Source organism: Streptomyces sp. NPDC014907 (assembly GCF_055562975.1).
In genome coordinates this window covers 282,687-303,279 of record NZ_JBVHEG010000003.1, presented here as the reverse complement: position 1 = coordinate 303,279, position 20,593 = coordinate 282,687, and the positions used below count along the sequence as shown (strand labels likewise).

Sequence of the window (20,593 nt, the reverse complement as noted above, 5' to 3'; positions counted from 1 at the left end):
GCGGGACGGGGGACAGGGAAGCGGGCGGAAGCAGAGCCGGGCGCATGAGAACGCCCGGCCGGGAGGGTCCCGGGCCGGGCGTTTCACGTGAAACGGTCAGAGCCGCCGTAACGGGCTCACACCCCTGTCACGTCCAGGTGATCAGCCGCTTCGGCCGCTCCAGGATCGCGGCGACGTCCGCCAGGAACTTGGAGCCGAGTTCACCGTCGACCAGGCGGTGGTCGAACGACAGCGCCAGCGTGGTGACCTGACGCGGCTTCACCTTGCCCCGGTGGACCCACGGCTGGAGCTTGATCGCACCGACCGCGAGGATCGCGGACTCGCCGGGGTTGAGGATGGGCGTACCGGTGTCGACGCCGAAGACGCCGACGTTGGTGATGGTGAAGGTGCCGCCCTGCATCGCCGCCGGAGTGGTCCTCCCTTCGCGGGCCGTGGAGACCAGCTCGCTCAGCGACGCGGAGAGTTCGGGCAGCGTCTGGTCGTGCGCGTCCTTGATGTTCGGCACGATCAGGCCGCGCGGAGTGGCCGCGGCGATGCCCAGGTTCACGTAGTGCTTGAGGACGATCTCCTGCGCCGCCTCGTCCCAGGCCGCGTTGATCCCGGGGTTGCGCCTGATCGCGACCAGGACCGCCCGGGCGATGAGGAGCAGCGGGTTGACCCGCAGGCCCGCCATGTCCTTGTCGGCCTTGAGCTCCTCGACCAGCTTCATCGTGCGGGTGATGTCGAAGGTCACGAACTCGGTGACGTGCGGCGCGGTGAAGGCCGAGCCGACCATCGCCGCCGCCGTGGCCTTCCGCACGCCCTTGATGGGCACGCGGGTCTCCCGGGCACCGGACGCGGCGACCGGGGCGGGGGCCGGAACCTCGGCGGGCACCGGGGCCGGGGCGGGGGCCGGGGTCTCGACGGCCGGAGCGGGGGCCGGAACCGCCGCCGCGTGGACGTCCTCACGGGTGATGATGCCGTCCGGGCCGGTCGGGACGACCGTCGTCAGGTCGACCCCGAGGTCCTTGGCGAGCTTGCGGACCGGCGGCTTGGCCAGCGGACGGCCGGCGGCCGGCGCGTGCCCGTTGAGCTGCTCCGGCACGGGAACGGCGACGGGCGCCGGTGGTGCGGGCGCGGCGGCGGCCGGCGTGCCGGGCTCGGAAGCCTTGCGCGGGCGGCGCTTGGTGGAGCCGGCGGCCACGCCGTAACCGACGAGGACCGGCTGGCGGCCCTGGGGCTCGTCCGCCTCCTCCGGCGCGGCCGGGGTCGCGGCGGACCCGGTCACCGGGGCTTCGGCCACCGGCGCGGACCCGGCCGCGCCGCCGACGTTCACCGAGATGATGACCTGGCCGACGTCGACCGTCGTCCCCTCGGGGAAGTGCAGCTCGTGGACCGTGCCGTCGAAGGGGCTCGGCAGCTCGACGGCGGCCTTGGCCGTCTCGACCTCGCACACGACCTGCCCGTCGGTGACGGTGTCACCCGGCTGGACGTACCACTTGAGGATCTCGGCCTCGGTGAGGCCCTCGCCCACGTCGGGCATCTTGAATTCGCGGATCGTCACGGTGCTCTCCTCAGTACGCCAGCGAGCGGTCGACGGCGTCGAGCACACGGTCGAGACCCGGCAGGTATTCCTCCTCCAGGCGCGCCGGCGGGTACGGCGCGTGGTAGCCGCCGACCCGCAGGACGGGGGCCTCCAGGTGGTAGAAGCAGCGCTCCGTGATCCGGGCCGCGATCTCCGCGCCGGAACCGAAGAAGACCGGGGCTTCGTGGACGACGACCAGGCGGCGGGTCTTCTCGACCGAGGCCTGGAGGGTGTCGAAGTCGATCGGCGAGATCGAGCGCAGGTCCACGACCTCGATCGACCGTCCCTCCTCGGCGGCGACCGCGGCCGCCTCCAGGCAGGTCTTCACCATCGGGCCGTAGGCGGCGAGGGTGAGGTCCGTGCCCTCGCGGGCGACCCGGGCCTTGTGCAGCGCGCCGGGGATGGACTCGGTGTCGACCTCGCCCTTGTCCCAGTAGCGGCGCTTGGGCTCGAAGAAGATGACCGGGTCGTCGCTCTGGATCGCCTGCTGGAGCATCCAGTAGGCGTCGGAGGAGTTCGCCGGGGTGACCACCTTGAGGCCCGCGATGTGCGCGAAGAGCGACTCGGGGGACTCGGAGTGGTGCTCGACCGCGCCGATGCCACCGCCGTACGGGATGCGGATGACGACCGGCATCTTCACCGTGCCGAGCGACCGCGCCCGCATCTTCGCGAGCTGGGTGACGATCTGGTCGTACGCCGGGAAGACGAAGCCGTCGAACTGGATCTCGACCACCGGCCGGTATCCGCGCAGCGCGAGGCCGATCGCGGTGCCGACGATGCCGGACTCGGCGAGCGGGGTGTCGACGACCCGGTCCTCGCCGAAGTCCTTCTGGAGGCCGTCGGTGATGCGGAAGACACCGCCGAGCTTGCCGACGTCCAGGCCCATGACGACGACCTTGGGATCGGTCTCCAGGGCCTTGCGCAGCGACTCGTTGAGCGCCTTCGCGAGGGGAAGCTGCTGTACAGCCATGATTACTCGGCCTCTCCGTGCGCGAAGGACGCCTGGTAGGCGGTGAACTGCGCGCGCTCCTCGTCGACGAGCGCGTGCCCGTCCGCGTACACGTTGTCGAAGATGGCCGTGTGCTCCGGGACGGGCATGGCGCGCACGACCTCGCGGACGTGCTTGCCGAGCGCCTCGCTCTCCGTCTCCAGCTCCTCGAAGAAGGCCGCGTCGGCGTGGCCCTCGTTCTCCATGTAGGTCCTGAGGCGCTGGATCGGGTCCTTCGCCTCCCACGCCTCGCGCTCCGCGTCGCGGCGGTAGCGGGTCGGGTCGTCGGAGGTGGTGTGGGCGGCCATGCGGTAGGTGAACGCCTCGACGAGCGTCGGTCCCTCGCCGCGGCGGGCGCGCTCCAGGGCCGACCGGGTCACGGCCAGGCAGGCGAGGACGTCGTTGCCGTCGACCCGGACGCCGGGGAAGCCGAAGCCGCGCGCACGCTGGTAGAGCGGCACGCGGGTCTGCTTCTCGATGGGTTCGGAGATCGCCCACTGGTTGTTCTGGCAGAAGAACACCACCGGGGCGTTGTAGACCGCGGAGAAGACGAACGACTCGTTGACGTCGCCCTGGCTGGAGGCGCCGTCTCCGAAGTAGGCGAGCACGGCGGAGTCCGCGCCGTCCTTGGTGATGCCCATGGCGTAGCCGGTGGCGTGCAGGGTCTGCGAGCCGAGGACGATCGTGTACAGGTGGAAATTGTTGCTGGTGGGGTCCCAGCCGCCGTTGTTCACGCCGCGGAACATTCCCAGCAGGTTCGTCGGGTCGACGCCCCGGACCCAGGCGACGCCGTGCTCGCGGTAGGTCGGGAAGACGTAGTCGTCGTCCCGCAGGGCGCGGGCGGAGCCGATCTGGGCGGCCTCCTGGCCGAGCAGCGAGGCCCACAGGCCCAGCTCGCCCTGGCGCTGGAGGGCGGTCGCCTCGGCGTCGAAGCGGCGGGTGAGGACCATGTCGCGGTACAGACCGCGCAGTTCCCCGGCGCTCAGGTCGATGTCGTAGTCGGGGTGCTGGACGCGTTCCCCTTCGGGCGTCAGCAGCTGGACGAGCTCGGGCTCGGCCGTCCCCGCCTCGGCACGCGTGCTCGTCTTCTTGGTGGTGCTCGTGCTCGCGCTTGCGGTGCGCTTGGTGCCGCTGCCGCGTCGCGTCGTCTTGCGCGCTGCAGTGCTCTCCACGGTCACGTGCGTGCTCCTCCGTCGGTCCGGCCCCCGGGTTCGCCGGTGAGGCCAGTGCGGCTCTCCGCCTTGTCCGTACCCTTCGCACGGGGTGGGTGCGACGCGGCCGGGGTCGGGCGTGACAGGTGCCCCGGCGAGCGCCCTGTCATAGGCACGTTACCCACAGCGTGGCATTCCCGCGAAACCCCTCTTGACCTGCGATTTTGCTTGGATTTCCAAGTAAATCGAGAAAAGCGGGAACAGCGGCTGGTCAGCGCGTCGGCAACGGCCTGGGGGCCACCGGAACAAGCGGCACGTTATCCCGCGCACCCCGGGCGCGGGAAGAGCCAATATGTGAGACTGCCCGCGTGCGCGAAAAAGGAAAAATCCGGGTATTCCTGCTGGACGACCACGAAGTCGTCCGGCGCGGCGTCCACGAGTTGCTCTCCGTGGAGGACGACATCGAGGTGATCGGCGAGGCCGGCACGGTGGCGGACGCGCTGGTCAGGATTCCCGCGGCCCGTCCGGACGTCGCGGTGCTCGACGTGCGGCTGCCGGACGGCAGCGGGGTGGAGGTCTGCCGGGAGGTCCGCTCCCGGGACGAGGGGATCAAGTGCCTGATGCTGACCTCGTACGCGGACGACGAGGCCCTCTTCGACGCGATCATGGCCGGGGCCTCGGGGTACGTCCTGAAGGCCATCCGGGGGAACGAACTGCTGAACGCGGTGCGGGACGTGGCCGCCGGCAGGTCGCTGCTCGATCCGGTGGCGACCGCACGGGTCCTGGAGCGGCTGCGCGACGGCAACGGCCCGAAGGGCGACGACAGGCTCGCCCACCTGACCGAGCAGGAGCGGAAGATCCTGGACCTGATCGGCGAGGGCCTGACCAACCGGGTCATCGGCGAACGGCTCCACCTCGCGGAGAAGACCATCAAGAACTACGTCTCCAGCCTGCTGTCGAAGCTGGGCATGGAACGGCGCTCGCAGGCGGCGGCGTACGTGGCACGCCTCCAGGCGGAGCGGCACTGACGGAAGGCGTCTTCCCGCGCGGAACGGCACCGGCGGAGGGCCCCTTTCCACGCGGAACGGCACCGGCGGAGGGCGTCGCGCCCGGTGGGGCGGCAGCGGCGGGGCACCCCGTCCCGGACGGGGCGGTCGTTCGCCGGCCCACCCCTTTCCACAGAGCGACGATCCGTACACCCAGAGTGATCTAACATTTGTCGGGTGCCGCGCTCATCTGAAACACTCACCCCGCCGACCGGCTCCCTCCCGGCCCCCGCACGGCCCGTGAGCGCCCCGCCCGTCGGGGCCCTGCTGCGGCGCCACCGGCACGCCGGCGAGCCCCTGACCTGCGTTCCGGTCACCGAGGGCCTGCTCAACCGGGGCTTCCGCCTCACCACCACCCGCGGCACCTACTTCCTCAAACAGCACCTGGACGCCCCCACCGCCGACCGCGCCACCATCACCCGCCAGCACCGCGCCACCCAGCGGCTGCACGCCCTCGGCCTGCCCGTCGCCCCGCCGCTCGCCGACGCCGAGGGCCGTACGGTCGCCGTCGTCGACGGCCACTGCTACGCCCTGCACCCCTGGGTCGACGGGCGGCACCGCGACGGCGGCCAGCTCTCCGCCGGCGGCTCCCGCCGCCTGGGCACCCTCCTCGGGCAGGTCCACACGGCGCTCGACCGGGTGATGGAGCCCCCGGCGTCCGGAAGGGCCCCCGGGAGCCGGGCTCCCGGCGGGTTGCACGGGAGGCCGCCCGGCGGGGCGGACACGGGCGGGGAGACGGACGCGTCCGGCGGAACGGACACGGAGGGCGGGGCGGACCCGGAGGGCGGGGCGGACCCGGACGGGTGCGCGAGCGCGGACCCCCGGGACACCTTCCGGACCATCGAGGAGCTGATCCGCCTCGTCCGCGCCCACCGCCCCCGCGACGCCTTCGACGCGCTGGCCGAGCACCGGCTGGAGGAGCGCCGCCGTCTGCTCGTCCAGCACGCCCACCGCCGCCCGCCGCCCGCCGCGGGGGCCGGCTGGGTGCACGGCGACTTCCATCCGCTGAACCTGCTCTACCGGGGCGCCGAGCCCGCCGCGATCGTCGACTGGGACCGGCTCGGGCTCCGTCCCCGGGCCGAGGAGGCGGTCAGGGCCGCCGCCATCTTCTTCGTACGGCCGGGGGGCGAGCTGGCCCTGGAGAAGGTGCGGGCGTACGCGCGCGCGTACCGGCGGGAGACGGGGGCCGACGGCACCGAGCTGGCGACCGCGGCGCACCGCGTCTGGTGGGAGCGGCTCAACGACTTCTGGCCCCTGCGCTGGCGCTACCAGCTGCACGACCGGAGGGCCGACCCGCTGTTCCCCGCGGTGTCCGCCCTGGCGGTCTGGTGGACCCGCGAGTACGAGGCCGTGCGGGAGGCCTTCGCGGAGTGAGGGGCGAGGGGGCGGTGCCCCGGCGGCGGGCCCCGTAGGGCCGGAAGCCGGGACCGCCGGGGTCCGGCTCCGGCCCGGCCGGCGCGTCACCGGCCGACGACGACGAAGGGCCCCGGTGAAGGGGCCCCGTCGTGCCGTGTCAGCCCGCCTCGTTGCCGGGTGCCGGCGGGGTGCCGCCCGTGTTGCCGCCGCCGCCGTTCCCGCCGCCGCCTTCGCCGCCACCCGCACCGCCGCCGGGCTCGCCGGTCGGGTCGGGCGGGGGCGTGGTCGTCGGTTCGGCCGTGGGCTCGTCCGTCTTCGTGGGCGTGCCCGTGGGCTCCACCGGAGGCGTGGTCGTCGGCTCCGTCGGCAGCTCGGACGACGGCGCGCCCGTGGGCCTGGTCGGCCGGTAGGTCGGGCGCTGGGTCCACGGCTGCTGCGTCGAGCCGCCGTTCGACGTGCCCGGGTCCTGCGTCTGCTCCTGGGAGGGCTCCTCCGAGGGCGTGGGCTTCTCCGGGGCCGTCGACGGCGAGGTGGTGGCGGACGGCGTGTTGCCGTTCTTCGTGCCGCCGCCGTCCCCGCCCGTCTTGCTGAGGGCGAACGCGACTCCGGCGACCACCGCGACGAGGGCGAGCGCGGCGAACAGCCACAGCCTGCCCCGGCCGCCGCCCGGCCCGCCGTGACCGCCCGTACCGCCGTCGTAGCCGCCGTACGCGCCGTCATCGGGATTCATCGGCGGCAGGATCGGGCCCTGCGAGGTCTCCCCGTGCGCCGGGTGGCCCATCGCGGTCGTCGCGGCCACGCCGCCGACCGGGGTGTGCCCGCCCTCGTGCGCCCCGACCGGCCCGGTGTTCCACGTGCCGGTGTGGCCGCCCTGCTGCTGGAGCATCTGGAGGCTGTACTGGATGAGGCCGCGCATCTCCTCGGCGCTCTGGAACCGGTCGTCCGGGTCCTTCGCGAGCGAGCGCATCACCAGGCCGTCGAGCTCCGGCGGCACGGAACCCGTCACGTCGGACGGCGGGACCGGCGCGTCCTGGACGTGCTGGTACACCACGGAGAGCGGGGTCTCCCCGGTGAAGGGGGGCCGCAGGGCGAGGAGTTCGTAGAGGAGGCAGCCCGTCGCGTACAGGTCGGAGCGGTGGTCGACGGTCTTGCCGAGCGCCTGCTCGGGGGAGAGGTACTGCGGCGTGCCCATGACCATGCCGGTCTGGGTCATCGTCGACTGCGCGCCGTGCAGGGCGCGGGCGATGCCGAAGTCCATGACCTTCACCGCGCCGGAGTGGGTGATGATCACGTTCGCCGGCTTGATGTCGCGGTGCACGATGCCGTGCTGGTGCGAGTAGGCCAGCGCCTCCAGGACCCCGGAGACGATGATGAGGGCCTGCTCGGGGCCGGGCGCCTCGGCGCTCAGCAGCAGGTCGCGGATGGTGCGGCCCTCGACCAGCTCCATCACGATGTACGGTACGGGCCGGCCGCCGACGAGGTCCTCGCCCGAGTCGTACACCGCGACGATGGCGTGGTGGTTGAGACCGGCGACGGACTGCGCCTCGCGCGTGAAGCGGGCCTTGGAGACCGGGTCCTCGGCGAGGTCGGCGCGCAGCAGCTTGACGGCCACGGTGCGGCCGAGCCGTACGTCCTCGGCGGCGAAGACCTCCGCCATGCCGCCGCGGCCCAGACGGTGCGTCAGGCGGTACCGTCCGTCGCCGACGACCCCGCCGACGCCCCAGGACTCCGCGGACGCGTCCGGCGCACCGCCGCCTGCTCCGGATTCGGGTGCCATCAGTCCTCGCCGTCGTCTGTCGTGCCGTGTCCAGTCGTCACGCTACAGGCTCCGTGCGACATCACGGTCCGGGATGGACCGGCCTCCCCACCCCGTTCACGTACACCTGTGCAAATTCGAACCGATACCACCCCGGTTCGGAAACGCTTCCTGTGCGGAGGGTCACGGAACGGGCACCTGGCTTGACGTGTCACTGCCCTCGGGCAGACTTGGCCAGGAAATTCGGATCGACGCCGCCACGCGCGCGTAGGGGGAAGCACGGATGAGCCAGGACGGCGCACAGGGCCGCTATGCGGGCGGTTCGGTCGCGGGCGGCCGGTACCAGCTGCGCGATCTTCTCGGCGAGGGCGGCATGGCGTCGGTGTACCTGGCGTACGACACCGCCCTCGACCGGCAGGTCGCCATCAAAACGCTGCACACGGAACTCGGCCGGGAACAGTCCTTCCGCGAGCGGTTCCGGCGCGAGGCCCAGGCCGTCGCGAAGCTGTCGCACACCAACATCGTCTCGGTCTTCGACACCGGCGAGGACACCCTCGACGGCGCCGTCATGCCGTACATCGTCATGGAGTACGTGGAGGGGCAGCCGCTCGGCTCGGTCCTCGCGTCGGACGTGCGGCAGTACGGCGCGATGCCGGCCGACAAGGCGCTGAAGGTCACGGCCGACGTCCTCGCCGCCCTGGAGGTCAGCCACGAGATGGGGCTGGTCCACCGCGACATCAAGCCGGGCAACGTGATGACGACCAAGCGCGGCGTGGTCAAGGTCATGGACTTCGGCATCGCGCGGGCCATGCAGTCGGGGGTCACCTCGATGACGCAGACCGGCATGGTCGTCGGCACCCCCCAGTACCTCTCCCCCGAGCAGGCCCTCGGTCGCGCGGTGGACGCCCGTTCCGACCTCTACTCGGTCGGCATCATGCTCTTCCAGCTCCTGACGGGCCGGCTGCCCTTCGACGCCGACTCCCCCCTCGCCATCGCGTACGCGCACGTGCAGGAGGAGCCGGTCCCGCCGTCCTCCGTCAACCGCTCGGTGACCCCGGCGATGGACGCGCTGGTCGCCCGCGCCCTGCGGAAGAACCCGAACGAGCGGTTCCCCAGCGCGGCGGCCATGCGCGACGAGTGCCTGCGGGTCCTGGCGGCCGGGCAGACCGGGGCGCCCGTGATCGTCCCGGGCTCCCCGCTCAGCAGCGGTTCGGGCGTCGGCTCCGCGGTCTTCCCGCCCGTCGGGCAGGCCCCGGCCCCCCAGCCCGGCCCGCACGGCGTGCAGCAGCCGTACATGACGCCGACCCCCCAGCCGGGGCCGTACGGCCACGCGACCCCCGCCCCCACCCCCTCGTACGGCTACCCGCAGCAGGCCCCGACCCCGGCGCCGGTCTACCAGCAGGCCCCGACCCCGGCGCCGTACTCCTCCGGCTCCGCCCCGGCGGGCGGCGGCTCCCGGCGGAACACCCCGGTGATCGTGGGCGCGATCGTCGTCGCCCTGCTCGCGATCGGCGGCCTGGCCGTGGCGTTCAACCAGAAGGACGACCCGGACCCCGGGGCGAACGGCACCGGCGGCACCGCGTCCCAGCAGCCCCCGACGGCGGTCCCCGGGCACAAGGGCCCCGACCTGACCAAGACCATCGACGTGAAGAAGTGCACCCAGCCGAGGGAGTCGAGCGACGACCCCGAGAAGTTCGAGGTGCCCAACCTGACCTTCAAGAACATCCAGTCGGTGAAGGACTGCATCCAGCAGGCCGGATGGAAGATCAAGGTCCAGACCCCGGTGGACGAGGTGACCTACGGCGAGGGAACGGTGATGGAGCAGTACCCGCCGGCCGGTGAGGACATCGCCGCCAAGGACGCCGAGTTCACCCTCAAGGTCTCGACGGGCAACCCGCCGCAGTAGGCGCGGGCGTCCCCCGCCCGCCGTCGCCGGACGGCCGGCGGACGGCCGCCGGGCGGGGGACGCGGGGCGGAGACCGGAGGCCCGGGTCCCCCGGGGGGCTCCTCCCCGGATGCCGGAGGCGTCCCGGCGTGTGACGCTGAGCCGGACACCTCGGCAGCTCGTACGGGAAGGGGTCACCCGGTGGCTCCAGCATTCCGCGGGGCTCGGGCCCGGGCTCCGCGCCCGGCGCTCACCTGCGTCCTCATCTGCGCGTGCGCCCTGTACGCGGCGCCCGTCGCCCACGCGGTGGAGCCCCCCGGCGCCACGGCCACGGCCCCGGTCCCGGCGCCCCCCAGCACCACCCCGGCGGCGCCCCCGACCACCCTCGTGCCCTCCGCGCCCCCCGGGACCCCTCCGGGCACGCCCCCCGCGACCGATCCGCCGTCCGCCCCGCCCCTCCCGGGCGGCACCGGGGAGGCCCCGCCCCCCGGCACCGCCCCGCCGCCCCCGGGCGTCGCGCACCACGGGGCCGGAGGCGCCCCCGGCCCCCGTCTTCCCGTCCCCCACGTCCCCGCCCCCGGCGTCTCGGCCTCCCTCGCGGGCCGGCCCGCCGCGGAGGGGAGGCCCCGGCCCGGTCGCACCGAGACCGCCCCCACCCCGTCCCCCGACGCCTCCCGTACCGGAACCGCCGCGGAACCGCAGCCGTGGGAGGACGGGGAGGAGGAGGTCGAGGCGGTACGCGAGGAGGAGCCGGCGCGGCCCGGGACGGTGCCCGCCCGTCGCCCCGCCGCCGAGGCCCCGGCGGCCACCGAGGCCGTCTCCCCCCTCTCCCACCAGCGGATTCCCGTGCTCACCCTGGGGGTGGGAATGGCGCTGATGGGTCTCGGCATCGGTTTCCTGGGGCTCCGGATGCGCCGCCGCTGAGCCGTCCGGACGGCCCGGGTCCCCCTTGAGACGGACCCCCGGCTTCCGTCCCGGGTCGGTTGTCCGCGTGAACATACTCGGTATACATACTGAGTATGTCGATCCGCCACGGGCTCCTCGCCCTCCTCGAACGCGGCCCGCGTTACGGCTCCCAGCTCCGTACGGAGTTCGAGTCCCGTACCGGTTCCACCTGGCCGCTCAACGTCGGCCAGGTCTACACGACCCTCGGCCGGCTGGAGCGCGACGGCATGGTCTCCCAGGACGGCGAGGACGAAGGCGGGCACGCGCTCTACGCGATCACCGACGCCGGCCGCGCCGAACTGAGGACCTGGTTCGAGAGGCCGGTGGACCGCACCAGCCCCGCCCGCGACGAGCTGGCCATCAAGCTCGCCATGGCGGTGGGCGCCCCCGGCGTCGACGTCCGCGACGTCATCCAGTCCCAGCGCCGGCACACCGTGAAGGCGATGCAGGACTACACCCGGCTCAAGGCCCGGGCGCTGCTCGCGGTCGAGGACGGCGGGGCGCGGGAGCGGGACGACGTGGCCTGGCTGCTCGTCCTGGAGCAGATGATCTTCCAGACGGAGGCCGAGGCGCGCTGGCTGGACCACTGCGAGTCCCGGCTGATCCGCCTCTCCGCGACCGCGTGGGCGCCCCGGGACGCGCCGTCCGACGGCTCCGCGGCCCCCGCCGGCCGGGCACGGCCTCCGGCCTCCGCCACGGGCGCGACCGCCGCCGCGGCTCCGGTCTCCGCCTCTGCCTCTGACGAGCGGGCCGGGGAGGCCGCACGCCCCTGAACTCCGGGACACGGCGTCCACGCGTCCGCCGCGCGCCCATGACACCGGGGCGCACCGCCCGCGCGCCCGCGCGCCTCCCGCACCTCTGACGCACCACCTTCCACCACACGCTCCGTACCCGGTCGACCACCCGGTACGACCAAGGGGGGACCCTTCCCATGTCCACACAGCAGCCCGTGCTGCACTTGCAGAACCTGACCCGCGTCCACGGCGCGGGCGCCACCGAGGTGCACGCCCTGCGCGGCATCGACCTCTCCGTGTACCCCGGCGAACTCGTCGCCGTCATGGGCCCGTCCGGCTCCGGCAAGTCCACCCTGCTCACCATCGCGGGCGGCCTGGACGCCCCCAGCGGGGGCCGGGTGGTCGTCGAGGGGACCGACATCACCACCGCCGGCGCCAAGCAGCTCGCGGCCCTCCGCCGCCGCAGCATCGGTTACGTCTTCCAGGACTACAACCTCATCCCGGCCCTCACGGCCGCCGAGAACGTCGCCCTGCCCCGCGAACTGGACGGCACCTCCGCCCGCAAGGCGCGCGTCGAGGCCCTGGCCGCCCTGGAGGAGATGTCGCTCGGCCACCTCGCCGACCGCTTCCCCGACGAGATGTCCGGTGGGCAGCAGCAGCGCGTGGCCATCGCCCGCGCCCTGGTCGGCGACCGCCGCCTGGTCCTCGCCGACGAGCCGACCGGCGCCCTCGACTCCGAGACCGGCGAATCCGTCCTCGCCCTGCTCCGTTCCCGCTGCGACGCGGGCGCCGCGGGCGTCCTCGTCACCCACGAACCCCGGTTCGCCGCCTGGGCCGACCGCGTCGTGTTCCTTCGGGACGGCGCCATCGTCGACCAGACGGTGCGCAGCGAGGCCGACTCCCTCCTCTCGGGCCGGGTGGCGGAGGCGTGAAGACCTGGTTCCACTCCTGGCGGGCCGCGATCCGCATCGCCCGCCGCGACGCCTGGCGCGCCAAGGGCCGCAGCGCCCTCGTCCTCGCGATGATCGCCCTGCCCATCCTGGGCGTCAGCGCCCTCGACCTGACCTACCGCAGCTCGGAGCTCTCCCCCGCCGAGCGGATGGACCGGATGATCGGCGCGGCCGACGCGCGCTTCTTGGACGCCCAGATGGGCGGCGTGCCGATCCTCCAGGACCCGGACGGCGAGATGCGCGCCCCGGTCGAGGACGGTCCCGGCCGGCCCTGGCCGTCCGGGAGCACCGACGTCACCAAGGTCATTCCCGCGGGCTCCACCGTGCTCACGGACCGCGTCGGATCGGCCAAGCTGACCACGGCCCACGGCCTGCTGGTGACCGAGGTCCGTGAGCTGAAGGCGTCCGACCCGGTCACCCGCGGCATCATGCCGCTCCTGGAGGGGCGCTTCCCGGAGAAGAGCGACGAGGCCATGGCGACCTCGCACTTCCTGGAGACCAGCGGACTGACGGTCGGATCGACCCTTTCCGCTCGCAATTTCGACCGCCCGTACCGGATCGTCGGCTCCTACGAACTTCCCGGTTCGCTCAAGACCGATCAGATCAACGTCCTGCCCGGCGCCTTCTTCGAGCCGTACACGAGGGCCGTCGTGAAGAGCGGTCTGCCGACCCCGGAGAGCTCCGTCTCGTACCTGGTGCGGAAGCCCGGTGGTTTCACGTGGAACGCCGTCCAGGAGATCAACACCAAGGGCGTCTCCGTCACCTCGCGCGCCGTGCTGCTCGACCCGCCCGCCGATGCCGACGTGCCGCTCTACAAGAAGGAGGGCTGGGGCAACTACGACTTCCAGCCGGGACTCCGCCCCGCCGAACTCGCCTCGCTCGCGACCGTCGTGGGCCTGGCGATGCTGGAGATCTGCCTCCTCGCCGGACCCGCGTTCGCGGTCGGCGCCCGGCGCTCGCGCCGCCAGCTCGGTCTGGTGGGGGCAAACGGCGGTGCCCGCAGCCACATCCGGGCGATCGTGCTGAGCGGCGGCCTGGTCATCGGCGTCGTGGCCGCCGTCGTCGGCACCGTGCTCGCCGTGGCCCTGACCCTGCTGCTGCAGCCCTTCCTCGAAGAGACGATGGGCCAGCGGTTCGGCGCCTTCGACGTCCGGCCGCTGGAAATCCTCGGCATCGCCCTGCTGGCGGTCCTGACCGGCCTGCTCGCCGCGATCGTCCCGGCCTTCACCGCCTCCCGGCAGAGCGTCCTCGCCTCGCTCACCGGCCGGCGCGGTGTCCGCCGCAGCAGCCGGGTGCTCCCCGTCATCGGTCTCGTGGCCTTCCTCCTCGGCGCGGCCATCGCCCTCTTCGGCTCCCTCGTCAGCCAGCAGGCCGCCCTGGTGGCGGCCGGTTCCGCCCTCGCCGAGCTGGGCGTCGTCGCCCTGACCCCGGCCCTGGTGGGCCTGTTCGGGCGCACCGGGCGCTGGCTGCCGCTCTCCCCGCGCCTCGCGCTGCGGGACGCCGTCCGCAACCGGGGCCGTACGGCGCCGGCCGTCGCCGCCGTCCTCGCCGCCGTCGCGGGAACGGTCGCGGTCTCCACGTACATGGCCAGCAGGGAGGCACAGAACAGGGCCGAGTACGAGCCCGTGCTGCCGCACGGCGTCGTCGCCGCCTTCGTCCCCGAGGAGGGCGGCCGGGACGTCCCGGCGGTCCGCGAGGCCGTCCAGCGGTACCTGCCCGTCGACGCCCGCGCCGACGTCGACCGCGTCTCGGTCGGCAATCCCGGCTGTGCCCCGTGGAGCAGCGAGGCGGGCTGCGGCCGCTACGAGATCGTCGTTCCCCCGGCGAACGTGTGCCCGATGAACGCGACGGTCCCGGGCGGCGGTACCGCCTCGGACAGGTTCACCCCCGAACAGCGGCGGAAGATGCTCACCGAGGACTGGCGCTGCGAGGAGCCCTCCGGCGACGGCCTCTACATCGACGGCGGCCTGCTCGTGGGCGACGCCAAGGTCCTCCGGATCCTGGGGATCGACGACCCCGGTGCCGCGAAGGCCCTCGCCGACGGCAAGGTCGTCAGCTTCTCCCGGGCCCAGGTCGACAAGGACGGCACCGTCGGGATCAAGCAGATCACCGACCTCGCCGCCGCCGACAAGGCCTCCGAGGAAGGCCGTCCCGCGCCCGGCAAGGTCAGCTCCGTCCCCGCCTACCTCGTGCCCGGCGACGAGGAGTCCTACGGACTCCAGGCCCTGATGACCCCGGCCACGGCCAGGGCCGCCGGCCTCTCCACCGTCCCGATGGGCCTGTACGCCAGCACCGACCGCCTTCCGGACGAAGAGCAGCGGCAGAGGCTCGACGGCGAGATCACCAAGCTCGGCAGCAACATCGTGCTGCGCCTGGAGGAGGGCTTCGTCAACGAGAACGGGATCGTCCTGCTCTCGCTGGCCATCTTCGCCGGTCTCGTCACCATCGGCGCCGCCGGCATCGCCACCGGGCTCGCCCAGGCGGACGCCGAGGCCGACCTGAAGACGCTCGCCGCCGTGGGCGCCCCGCCCCGGGTCCGCCGCACGCTCAGCGGTTTCCAGTGCGGAGTCGTCGCCGCGATGGGCGTGGTCCTCGGATCGGCCGCCGGACTGCTGCCCGCCGTGGGCCTCCGGCTCACCGAGGAACGCGACCAGCTCCGCGCCTACGAGCAGAGCGTCGCCGAGGGCTGGAGCGCCGGGGGGACCCCGCCCGACCTGCCGGTCGTCGTCCCGTGGGAGACGCTCGCCGGCCTGATCGTCGTCGTCCCGCTGGGCGCCGCGCTGCTCGCCGCCCTCGTGACCCGCTCGCGCGGCGCGCTGGCCCGGCGCGAGGCGACCTGACGGACCCCGTCGCCCTTCTGTGCCCCCGTACGAGGGTGGATCACCCTCGTACGGGGGCACACCCCGTGGTGAAGCAGGTGTGCGAGAGAATGGCGGCATGGAGAAGCCGAGGAATGACAGGTCGCAGGAGAGCCCCCAGGTCCTCATCGTGGGACAGGACGGGATGGCGCTCGGCGGCACTCAGGGTGACGACGAATCCCGCGAGGTCCCGGTGACGGAAATGGTGGAGCAGCCCGCGAAGGTCATGCGGATCGGCAGCATGATCAAGCAGCTTCTGGAGGAAGTGCGCGCGGCCCCTCTCGACGAGGCCAGCCGCGTCAGGCTCAAGGACATCCACGCCGGTTCCGTGAAGGAGCTGGAGGACGGGCTCGCGCCCGAGCTGGTCGAGGAGCTGGAGCGGCTCTCCCTGCCGTTCACGGACGACGCGATCCCCTCCGAGGCGGAGCTGCGCATCGCGCAGGCGCAGCTCGTGGGCTGGCTGGAGGGCCTCTTCCACGGCATCCAGACCGCGCTGTTCGCCCAGCAGATGGCGGCCCGCGCCCAGCTGGAGCAGATGCGCCGGGCGCTGCCGCCGGGCGCGGGCCACGACGATGACGACGACCACGGCCCGGGCCACGCGGTGCGTTCGGGCCCGTACCTGTAGGACCGGGACGGCGCGCGGACGCGGGAGGGCCCGGCACCCCGGGGTGCCGGGCCCTCCCGCGTCCGGCCGGTCAGGCCCGGGGCGCGAGCAGCAGGACCTTGCCCACGTTCCCGCCGGACTCCAGCACCCGGTGCCCCTCGGCGGCCTCCGGCAGCGGCACCGTACGGTCGACGACCGGCCTGACCGTGCCCGCCTCGACCAGCGGCCAGACGTGCTCCCGGACGGCGGCGACGATCTCCGCCTTCTCCCGCACCGGGCGGGACCGCAGCGTGGTCGCCATGAGGGTGCCGCGCTTCGCGAGCAGCGCTCCGAGGTTCAGTTCGCCCTTCGTCCCGCCCTGGAGGCCGATGACCACGAGCCGGCCGTTCACGGCCAGCGCCTTCACGTTCCGCTCCAGGTACTTGGCGCCGACGATGTCCAGGACGACGTCCGCCCCGGCTCCGCCCGTCGCCCCGCGCAGCTCCTCCACGAAGTCCTGCGCGCGGTAGTCGATGAGGACGTCCGCGCCCAGCTCGGCGCAGCGCGCCAGCTTCTCGGGGCCGCCCGCGGTGACCGCGACCCGCGCGCCGACCGCCTTCGCGAGCTGGATCGCCATCGTGCCGATCCCGCTGGCCCCGCCGTGCACGAGCAGCGTCTCGCCGGGGACGAGGCGCGCGCCCATGAAGACGTTGGACCAGACGGTGCACGCGACCTCGGGGAGCGCGGCGGCCGTGACCGGATCGACGCCCTTCGGCACCGGCAGGAGCTGGCCGGCCGGGACCGCGACCTTCTCCGCGTAGCCGCCGCCCGCGAGCAGCGCGCACACCTCGTCGCCGACGGCCCAGCCGGACACCCCGGGGCCGAGTGCGGCGATCCGGCCCGCGCACTCCAGCCCGGGGTACGGGGAGCTGCCCGGCGGCGGATCGTAGAAGCCCTGGCGCTGGAGCAGGTCGGCGCGGTTGACCGCGCTCGCCACCACCTCGACGAGGACCTCGCCCTCGCCGGGCACGGGGTCGGGCACCTCGGACCAGATCAGGGCCTCGGGTCCACCGGGTTCCGGAATCGTGATCGCATACATGTCGGCGAGGCTACTCCCGGGACCGCGACCGGGGCCGGGACCGGGACCGCGATCGGAACCGCGACCGGGGGCGGTCCCCGGACGCCTCAGTCCTCCGGCGGCGGGGAGAGGCGGGTGACCGGTACGGCGCGCACGATGGTGATCAGGCGGTCGGTGAGCTGGAGCGGGCTGGCCGCGGGGTCGTCGTAGCCGAGCAGCCGGTGTCCCCGGAGCACGCTGACCACGAGGTCCCCGGTCTCCCGCACGTTCTTGCCGACCTCGCTCTTGGTCACCGGGCGCTCGACCAGGTCGAGGCCGGAGCCCTGCTGGATCAGGTCCTCCATCACCGTGCCGGCGCTGGGGCTCAGTACGGAGAGGCCGAGCAGGCGGCCGGCGGCGCTGGCGCTGGTGATGACCGCGTCCGCGCCGGACTGGCGCAGCAGCGGCGCGTTCTCCTCCTCGCGGACGGCGGCGACGATCTTGGCGCCCCGGTTGAGCTGGCGTGCCGTGAGCGTGACCAGGACGGCCGTGTCGTCGCGCTGGGTGGCGATGACGATCTGCCGCGCCCGCTGCACCTCGGCGCGGAGCAGCACGGCGCTGCGGGTCGCGTCTCCGATGACCCCGACGAAACCGTCCGCGTTCGCCGTCTCGATGACCTTGCTGGAGGGATCGACGATGACGATCTGCTCCTTGCTGAGTCCCGTGGCGCAGAGGGTCTGGATCGCGGACCGCCCCTTCGTGCCGAAGCCGACGATGACGGTGTGGTCGCGCAAGGTGGACCTCCAGCGGTTCAGCCGGAACTCCTCCCGGGTCCGCTCGGTGAGGACCTCCAGGGTGGTGCCGACCAGGATGATCAGGAACAGCACGCGCAGGGGCGTGACCAGCAGGATGTTGGCGAGCCGCGCCGTGTCGCTGTACGGGACGACGTCACCGTAGCCGGTGGTGGAGAGCGTCACGGTCGCGTAGTAGACGCAGTCGAGGAAGTCCAGCTTCTCGTCGGCGTTGTCGTGGTAGCCGTCACGGTCGAAGTAGACGATGAGGACCGTCGCGGCCAGCACGGCGAGCGCCATCAGCAGGCGCCTGCCGACCTGGCGCAGCGGCCGCTCGATCACCCGGCGGGGCAGGGTGACCCGGGGCCCGGCGAGTTTCTCGTCGACGTGACGGGCCATCACGTCACGGTTGGGAAGTTTCACGTGAAACACGCTCCTTGGCCCGGTACGGCCCCCGCCGTCGCCGGCCAGGGAAGATCGAGGACGTCCAGCTCCCGGCCGGGGCGGGCCCCGCCGGGCGGGACGACGGCCAGCGCGTCCGCGGCGGCGATGCCCCGGAGCATGGCCGGTCCGTTGTAACGCAGCGGGACGACCTGTCCGCCGTGGTGGACGACCGGAACGAGACGCGTGTCGTGGGGGTGCCCCTGCACCTCGTCCCGAACGGGCACACGGTACGGCACGGCGGCCCGGGGCCCGGCCCCGGCCCCGCCCCCGTCTCTGTCTCCGTCCCCGTCTCCGTCTCCGTCGTCACCGTCCCCGTCCCCGTCCGCCGTCAGGGCGGCGAGCAGAGGCGCGGCGAGGGTGAGGAGTCCGGAGACGGCCGCGAGCGGGTTGCCGGGCAGCCCGACGAGATGGCGCACGTGCCGGGGGTCCTCCGGGCGGGCCCCGAGGCGGGCGAGGAGCATCGGGTGTCCCGGCCGGACCTTCACCCCGTCGACCAGGAGCGCGGCACCGGCCCTGTCGAGCACGCGGTGGACGTGGTCGACGGGCCCGGCGGCGGTGCCCCCGGTGGTGACGACCAGATCGGCCGCCGAACCGGAGACGGCCGCGTACAGCTCCTCGGCGTCGTCACCGATCCGGCGGGTGGCGAGGACGTCCGCGCCGAGCGCCGTCAGCCAGGGGCCGAGCATCGGTCCGAGGGCGTCCCGGATGAGTCCTCCGTGGGGGAGGCCGGACGCGAGGAGTTCGTCGCCGAGGACCAGGATCTCCACGTGGGGCCGGGGCGGCACGGGGAGATCGTCGTACCCGGCGGCGGCGGCGAGGCCGAGCACGGCGGGCGTCACGACGGTGCCGGCGGGCAGCAGCTCGTCGCCGGAGCGGCACTCCTGCCCCCGGGGCCGGATGTCCTGCCCGGCGACGACCTCGCGCAGGGCGTGCAGCGGGAGGACGCCCGTACCGTCGGCGGGTCCCGTCCGGGAGTGCTCGGTACGGAGGACGGCCGTGGTCCCGGGCGGAACGGGGGCGCCGGTGGCGATCCGTACCGCCTCCCCGGTGGACAGGGCGGTGGCCGGCGCGTGACCGGCGAGGACGGCGGCCTCCTCGCGGACGCGCCAGGGACCGGGGCCCGCGACGGCCCAGCCGTCCATGGCGGAAGTGTCGAAGGAGGGGAGGTCGACGAGGGCGAGGAGCGGTGCCGCCAGGACCCGGCCGAGCGCCCGGCCGAGCGGGAGCCCCGGCGGCCTCCGGCCGCTGCGCGCGACCGCCCCGGCGCGGCTCGCGGCGGCCCGCGCCCCGGGCCAGGACACCGCGCCGTGCGGCCGCGCGCCCTTCGTGTCGGCGGCGGGTCCGGGAAGTGCGGGGGATGCGGGGGTGGCGGGAGCTGTGGAGGGAGCGGGGGCCGCGGAGGAACCGGGGGCCGCAGGACCTCCGGGGGCCGTGGGGGTGCCGGAGGACTCCCGGGTTCCGGGGGTCGCCGGGGTGCCGGAAGGCACCGGGGCTCCGGGAGCCGCGGTCACGGGCTCCTTCGGGCTCATCCGGTCCCGTCCTGTTCGGACTCCCAGCGCAGGGCGAGCGCCACGGCCTTGCGGGCGGCCTCGGCGACCGCCTCGGGGCCGCCCTCGCCCGCGCGCGCCGCCGCGTACCCCACCAGGAAGGTGGTCAGGGGCGCGGCGGGTCGGGCCACGTTGTGGGCGGCGTCGCGGGCCAGGTCGAGCAGCACGCCGGTGTCGACGTCCAGGTCGATGCCCAGTTCTTCCTTGACCGCGGTGATCCATTCATCCAGCACGGTCCCATGCTCCCTGATGCGGGCCCGGGCCGTGGCGATGTCCTCCCAGGTGTCGCAGTCGAACGAGGCGAGGGGGCCCGCGGGGACCCGGACGACACGGAGCGCCCGCGTGAGGTGGCGCAGCGGCAGGTGGGCGAGGCCGTGCCGCTCGTCCGCGAGCCGGAACAGCTCGCGGCGCAGCGGTTCCGCCCGGTAGGCGGCGACGAGCGGCTGGTCCCGTCCCCCGTCGTCGGTGAGGAGCGCCGCCTCGGCGCCGGGCTCCTCCTCCAGGGCGTCGAGGAGGCCCCGCACCGTGGCCCCGTCCAGGAAGGGCAGGTCGGCGGAGAGGACGAGCAGCACGGCGGCCTCCGTCTCCCGCACCCCCGCGTCGAGGGCGGCCACCGGGCCGCCGCCGGGGGGCTCCTCCCTGGTCCAGAGGACGGGCCGGCCGGTCGGACGGGGGTCTCCGACGACCACGGTCCGGCGGGCACCGGGGCAGGCCGCGAGCACGCGGTCCAGGAGGGTGCGCCCTCCGACCCGCACGGCGGGCTTGTCGGCGCCGCCGAGCCGTTCGGCGGCGCCCCCGGCGAGCACGACGGCGTCGTATGCGGTGGTCATCCCTGCAGTATGGGCCGCCTGCCCCCGCGCACGTCCGGCCCGTCCCACAGGGAGAGACGCACCGGCCTGATCCGGGCCGGACCTCGCCCCGTCGGACCTGGCCGGGCC

At 74.0% G+C, this 20,593-nt stretch carries 16 protein-coding genes; 8 read left to right on the top strand and 8 right to left on the bottom strand.

Features of this window, described 5'->3' with window-relative positions:
• Nucleotides 1-127 precede the first annotated feature (127 nt).
• The 3 genes from ACZ3IL_RS10550 to pdhA are packed head-to-tail and all read right to left on the bottom strand — an operon-like array spanning nucleotide 128 to nucleotide 3,730.
• Complete coding sequence (locus ACZ3IL_RS10550; protein WP_467389286.1) at nucleotides 128-1,522, bottom strand: dihydrolipoamide acetyltransferase family protein; 1,395 nt, start codon at nucleotides 1,520-1,522, stop codon at nucleotides 128-130.
• A 31-nt stretch (nucleotides 1,523-1,553) separates the two neighbouring features.
• The gene (locus tag ACZ3IL_RS10545) at nucleotides 1,554-2,534 is read right to left on the bottom strand and encodes an alpha-ketoacid dehydrogenase subunit beta (protein WP_467388657.1); all 981 of its coding nucleotides are present in this window, start codon (nucleotides 2,532-2,534) and stop codon (nucleotides 1,554-1,556) included.
• Between the two features lie 2 nt (nucleotides 2,535-2,536).
• The gene (pdhA, locus tag ACZ3IL_RS10540; RefSeq protein WP_467388655.1) at nucleotides 2,537-3,730 is read right to left on the bottom strand and encodes a pyruvate dehydrogenase (acetyl-transferring) E1 component subunit alpha; all 1,194 of its coding nucleotides are present in this window, start codon (nucleotides 3,728-3,730) and stop codon (nucleotides 2,537-2,539) included.
• A gap of 341 nt (nucleotides 3,731-4,071) precedes the next feature.
• Between pdhA and ACZ3IL_RS10535 the strand changes: the two genes are divergently transcribed.
• Complete coding sequence (locus ACZ3IL_RS10535) at nucleotides 4,072-4,731, top strand: response regulator (protein WP_467388653.1); 660 nt, start codon at nucleotides 4,072-4,074, stop codon at nucleotides 4,729-4,731.
• Nucleotides 4,732-4,926: 195 nt separating this feature from the next.
• Nucleotides 4,927-6,123, top strand: a complete 1,197-nt coding sequence (locus ACZ3IL_RS10530; RefSeq protein WP_467388651.1) for a phosphotransferase — start codon at nucleotides 4,927-4,929, stop codon at nucleotides 6,121-6,123.
• Between the two features lie 139 nt (nucleotides 6,124-6,262).
• Here ACZ3IL_RS10530 and ACZ3IL_RS10525 read toward each other — a convergent pair whose 3' ends face one another.
• On the bottom strand, nucleotides 6,263-7,882 hold the full coding sequence (locus tag ACZ3IL_RS10525; protein WP_467388649.1) for a protein kinase domain-containing protein: 1,620 nt from the start codon (nucleotides 7,880-7,882) through the stop codon (nucleotides 6,263-6,265).
• A gap of 262 nt (nucleotides 7,883-8,144) precedes the next feature.
• Here ACZ3IL_RS10525 and ACZ3IL_RS10520 point away from each other — a divergent pair, with 262 nt between their 5' ends.
• From ACZ3IL_RS10520 to ACZ3IL_RS10495, 6 genes are all read left to right on the top strand, one after another.
• Nucleotides 8,145-9,767 (top strand): protein kinase domain-containing protein, encoded by a 1,623-nt coding sequence (locus tag ACZ3IL_RS10520; RefSeq protein WP_467388647.1) that lies wholly within the window; start codon nucleotides 8,145-8,147, stop codon nucleotides 9,765-9,767.
• A 180-nt stretch (nucleotides 9,768-9,947) separates the two neighbouring features.
• Nucleotides 9,948-10,670 carry a hypothetical protein gene (locus tag ACZ3IL_RS10515; protein WP_467388646.1) on the top strand — a complete coding sequence of 241 codons (723 nt, stop codon included), beginning with the start codon at nucleotides 9,948-9,950 and terminating at the stop codon, nucleotides 10,668-10,670.
• Nucleotides 10,671-10,765: 95 nt separating this feature from the next.
• The gene (locus ACZ3IL_RS10510; RefSeq protein ID WP_467388644.1) at nucleotides 10,766-11,464 is read left to right on the top strand and encodes a PadR family transcriptional regulator; all 699 of its coding nucleotides are present in this window, start codon (nucleotides 10,766-10,768) and stop codon (nucleotides 11,462-11,464) included.
• Nucleotides 11,465-11,622: 158 nt separating this feature from the next.
• Nucleotides 11,623-12,357 carry an ABC transporter ATP-binding protein gene (locus tag ACZ3IL_RS10505; protein ID WP_467388642.1) on the top strand — a complete coding sequence of 245 codons (735 nt, stop codon included), beginning with the start codon at nucleotides 11,623-11,625 and terminating at the stop codon, nucleotides 12,355-12,357.
• Nucleotides 12,354-15,215 carry an FtsX-like permease family protein gene (locus ACZ3IL_RS10500; RefSeq protein WP_467388640.1) on the top strand — a complete coding sequence of 954 codons (2,862 nt, stop codon included), beginning with the start codon at nucleotides 12,354-12,356 and terminating at the stop codon, nucleotides 15,213-15,215. The genes ACZ3IL_RS10505 and ACZ3IL_RS10500 overlap by 4 nt, the downstream gene beginning before the upstream one ends.
• Before the next feature lie 97 nt (nucleotides 15,216-15,312).
• On the top strand, nucleotides 15,313-15,858 hold the full coding sequence (locus ACZ3IL_RS10495) for a bacterial proteasome activator family protein (RefSeq protein WP_467388638.1): 546 nt from the start codon (nucleotides 15,313-15,315) through the stop codon (nucleotides 15,856-15,858).
• Nucleotides 15,859-15,928: 70 nt separating this feature from the next.
• Here the strand turns inward: ACZ3IL_RS10495 and ACZ3IL_RS10490 are convergent, their stop codons facing one another.
• The 4 genes from ACZ3IL_RS10490 to ACZ3IL_RS10475 all read right to left on the bottom strand — a co-directional run bounded on the left by ACZ3IL_RS10490 (nucleotide 15,929) and on the right by ACZ3IL_RS10475 (nucleotide 20,485).
• Nucleotides 15,929-16,915 carry an NAD(P)H-quinone oxidoreductase gene (locus ACZ3IL_RS10490; RefSeq protein WP_467388636.1) on the bottom strand — a complete coding sequence of 329 codons (987 nt, stop codon included), beginning with the start codon at nucleotides 16,913-16,915 and terminating at the stop codon, nucleotides 15,929-15,931.
• 86 nt (nucleotides 16,916-17,001) lie between these two features.
• Nucleotides 17,002-18,063 carry a potassium channel family protein gene (locus ACZ3IL_RS10485; RefSeq protein ID WP_467389284.1) on the bottom strand — a complete coding sequence of 354 codons (1,062 nt, stop codon included), beginning with the start codon at nucleotides 18,061-18,063 and terminating at the stop codon, nucleotides 17,002-17,004.
• Nucleotides 18,064-18,083: 20 nt separating this feature from the next.
• Nucleotides 18,084-19,637, bottom strand: a complete 1,554-nt coding sequence (locus tag ACZ3IL_RS10480; protein ID WP_467388634.1) for a molybdopterin molybdotransferase MoeA — start codon at nucleotides 19,635-19,637, stop codon at nucleotides 18,084-18,086.
• Nucleotides 19,634-20,485 carry an NTP transferase domain-containing protein gene (locus ACZ3IL_RS10475; protein ID WP_467388632.1) on the bottom strand — a complete coding sequence of 284 codons (852 nt, stop codon included), beginning with the start codon at nucleotides 20,483-20,485 and terminating at the stop codon, nucleotides 19,634-19,636. Before ACZ3IL_RS10475 ends, ACZ3IL_RS10480 begins: the two co-directional genes overlap by 4 nt.
• Nucleotides 20,486-20,593 lie beyond the last annotated feature (108 nt).